The organism is Candidatus Zixiibacteriota bacterium (assembly GCA_036397555.1).
Lineage (GTDB): Bacteria > Zixibacteria > MSB-5A5 > WJJR01 > WJJR01 > DATKYL01.
In genome coordinates this window covers 1-4,045 of the sequence record DASWIS010000009.1, presented here as the reverse complement: position 1 = coordinate 4,045, position 4,045 = coordinate 1, and the positions used below count along the sequence as shown (strand labels likewise).

2 protein-coding genes are annotated in these 4,045 nt (G+C 60.9%); one reads left to right on the top strand and one right to left on the bottom strand.

The genetic code is table 11. From position 1 onward, the window contains the following. The coding region (locus VGB22_05510; GenBank protein HEX9750726.1) for a T9SS type A sorting domain-containing protein at positions 1 to 304 on the top strand (304 nt) is incomplete at its 5' end. A 143-nt stretch (positions 305 to 447) separates the two neighbouring features. On the opposite strand, the gene VGB22_05505 is transcribed toward VGB22_05510, so the two are convergent. After that, positions 448 to 3,441 (bottom strand): protein kinase, encoded by a 2,994-nt coding sequence (locus VGB22_05505; GenBank protein HEX9750725.1) that lies wholly within the window; start codon positions 3,439 to 3,441, stop codon positions 448 to 450. Between the last annotated feature and the right edge of the window lie 604 nt (positions 3,442 to 4,045).

The window sequence follows — 4,045 nt, the reverse complement described above, 5'->3', positions numbered from 1 at the left end:
CAGCCAGGCGGCGTTGATCCAGCGTCCGACGCAGTACGCGCTGGGCCAGAATTATCCGAACCCGTTCAATGCGGGGACGGTGATACCGTTCGATCTGCCCGAGGCGGGAGACTGGAGCGTGACGGTGTACAACGTGGCGGGTCAGTCGATCCGTGGCTACACCGGCCACTCGGAAGCGGGCCGTCAGCAGCTCAGTTGGGACGGTCGTGACGAGCGTGGTCAGCCGGTGGCGTCGGGTGTGTACTTCTACCGCATCTCATCGGGCGGCTTCGTCGCCACCCGCAAGATGACGCTGATGAAGTAGCACCACACATCACCGCGTACGACAACACAACCCCCTGCCCCGTGATCTCACACGGGGCAGGGGGAATTTTTGGTATCCGAGTCTTACGGGAGACACAATTAAGGAATTGCATCACTCCGCGGGCAGGGAACGCCAGTCTTTCGTCAGTGGATTTGCGCAAGTTGGCGCAGGCGCGCGTTGGCATCGGCGAAGGCCGTAAGGCCGGGGTCGGCGGTTTTCCAGATGCGCGTGAACGTGCGATACTGATCCTGCGCCTGCACCGTCCAGCCCGAGGCCTCATAAGCGCGTCCGAGCCAGTAGTGCACCTCGACCGAATTGATCGGGTTCTGTGCGCGGTACTCATCGTGGCTTTCGAGCATTTCGCGCCATTCATCGACCGACTCGCCCAGCCGTCCGGCGTGGAATAGTGCGAGCGCATAGTAGAATCTCGCCGAAAACATCATGGAGCGCCGTGCGGGATGGGCAAAATGCTCGGCGGCGCTGTTATAGTCTTCCAATCCAAACGCGACCCAGCCCTTGGCCCACGCGAGTGCATCGACGATCATCGTGTTGTTGGCGGTGTCGCCTCGGACCGACAGGTCCAGCGCCTCAAGCGAGTCGCGCGCCGCCGCGAGCCGTCCGCTTTTGGCCAGCAGCATGATGTGATCGGCACGGACAAAGGCGCGGTTGTGCGGCTCGAAACTGTCGGCCAGGTCACGTATGCTCTGCAGCTCCGCCAGGGCGTGGTCGAATTCTTCGCGTTTGGAGTAGATCATGAGCTTGTACATGTGCTTCGTCGACATCGGCTGATTGCTGGCGTTCTCGAGCCGGTCACTGGCGAGGCCCGCATCGAGCATCCGGAGCGCCTCGCCCAGCCGTCCCTGATGCATCGAAATGAAGGTGCGGTACAGACGTCCATCGGCACGAACATCGGACAGCTTATGATCGAACAACCGTCGGAAGGCGCTGTCAGCGGCCGCATAATTCTCCGAATAGATCTGCATGAAGCCGAGTTTGGCGGCGGAGTGATAAAATCCGGGGTTGCGCTCCAGGGCCGCGCGATACGATTCGATCGCTGCGCCGGCATCGCCGTCGGCCGCCAGAAAGTCGCCGCGCGAGTCATACGGGTTGGCTTCGTCGGGCGCCAGCGCGATGTAGCGATTGATCGCAGTCAGTGACTTTTGATGCTCGCCCTTGTAGTGGTAGCAGTACGCGAGTTGGTTGTACGCGATTTTCTTGGTCGAGTCGATCGCCAGCATCTTGTCGTACCAGAGGATCGCCTCGTCGTATTGGTTTTTGGCGATGTAGACGGTTCCCAGATACATCAACGCTTCGGTTTCGTTCGGATACCGCAGCGCGATGGTCTTGAGCAGTTCGATGGCACGTGGATAGTCGCCATCAGCCCACGCCTCCGCACTCTCGATATACAGACGTTCCATCGGCGTGACGCGTTCGATGAAGTTCATCGCGTGCGCGATTGCCCAGCGTTGTTGATCGTACATGCGGCGGGAGCGATACGAACGCGCCAACTGCGACCATGCCGACGCGAAGGTCGAATCGATGCGCACCGCCTCGGTGAACGATTCGATGGCCGCGGCATAGTCAAGCTGATCGAACTGATCCATGCCCCGCAGGAACGCGCCATACGCTTCGGGAGAGTGGGTGGTCACGTCGGCAATTGCGCGGTCTGCCTCGCCGCCGGCGGCGTCCGGCAGGGACAAATCGTTCTTGATGACTCGGGCCAGACGGTCGACGACGTTGAAGATATTATCGCCGGTGTCGCCGTTGATACGCTGCGAGGCGAGAATCGTCCCGCTTTCCGCGTCGGAAATCTGCGACGTCAGGATGATTTGCGGCTCGATCTGCAACACTTCGCCGGTCAAAATCCAGCGTGCATTGGCGGCGTCGGCCACGCGGCCCGACATCGAGGCATCAAGCTCCCCGAGGTCGTTGACGCCGAGCTGCCGGGCGATGTCGAGCATGCGCTGGCGGCTGATTACGTTCATGAAACGCGATTCGGACAGATCGGTGATCAGCAGACTCGCAATCATCTGGCCGGTGCGGTCTTGGTTGCCCAACGCCGACACTTGCTCAAACTGCATGATGGCCAGCGTATTCTTGTCGGCGAGCGCTTGCTGCGAACGGAACATCGATAGCTTCAATGGTGAAAACAGGGCGGCACTCAAAAGCAAAATAAAGAACACGGCCGCGGCCAGACCCATGCGCAGCCAGCGTCGGCCGATATCGGGGACCGTGACCGGCCCGGAAGGCCACGACGGCCGGTTGGGGTCCGCTGCACCGGCACGCGCGGCCATCAACGCGGGGTCGCTGATCGCCGGATTGGACGAGTGTATGAGTGGGCGCAGATCTGCGAGCATTTCGCCGACGCTTTGGTATCGTTCATTCGGGTCTTTGACCAGCGCCCGACCGATTATGCGTTCCAATGCCGAGGGGCAGGCGGGATTGATCTGTGACGGCGCCGGGGGCGTTTCATTGATGATCGCATAGATCACCGCGGCCGCGTTGTCGGGTGAAAACGCGCGACGTCCGGTGACCATCTCGTAGAGCACCGCTCCCAGCGAGAAAACATCCGAACGCTGATCGGCCAGATCGCCTCGCGCTTGTTCGGGCGACATGTACGCTATCGTGCCGATCATCGCGCCGGATTGCGTCAGGCGTGACGCATCGACGACTTTGGCCAGGCCGAAATCGAGAATCGTGCCGCGTCCATCGCCGTCGACGATGATATTCTGCGGCTTGATGTCGCGATGCACGATACCCGCCGCGTGTGCGCGCGCCAGTCCCGCGCCGATCTGCACCGCCAGCGAGACCACTTGATCGACCGGCAACGGTCCATCCGCGACAATTTCATCAAGCGAGCGGCCATCGACATACTGCATTGCGATGAAGATGCGCCCGGATTCATCCTCGCCGACCTCATGCACAGTCAGGATGTTGGGATGCGACAGCCGCGAAGCGGCCCTGGCTTCGCGCAGCAATCGTTCGCGCGCCTTGGGATCGTTGGTGAGGTGCGACGGGAGAAACTTCAGCGCGACCTGACGGTCCAGACGCGTATCACGCGCAAGGAAGACCTCGCCCATGCCCCCTTCGCCGAGCTTTTTGACGATCTCGTAATGTGAGACTGATTTGAGGGACACGGAGTCGGCTCGTTGGTGTCGGCGGTGACATTCGGGCGCGGAAAGATCGGCCGCGCGGGATCAGGTCTTCTGCTACATTGTGTATCGGCAGTTTGCTGGATTTGCTTCGGGCGCGCAAATCAACGGCCCTAACCGCATATGGCGTTGTTGTTCCGTACGTTACAGCGGGTCAGTGGGGATCGGAGATTCCTTGAGTCGGCGGGTGACCCTGACCGGTCTTTGCTTTGGGTCAGGGCTTGCCGAATTCACCTCCCCTCAGAGGCCAACTGTCCCTGACCACAGGCGGTCAGCGCCACAAGACCGCCGAGGACTTGGCGCGCTGCGTCGGGACGATCCCCTACGAGATCTCGTGTGCGCTGGGGAATTCGCTATCACGGTGCGTCGTGAATCAGGATGTGAAGACAGGCGAGTCTGTCAGGGCGAAGCCCGTGTCGGTTGCCTGAGCATTGGTGCCCCACAGCTCTGGGGCGTGTTGAAAAACCCGTTTGTCGTCAGTTGATCGGTGAAGGTTATCAAGCGATGGCGATCCTGTAGTTGAGATCGACGGGGTTGGTGTCAGACCGATCCCACCATCGGAGTGCGGCGCGTGCGAGGATCATTTCGC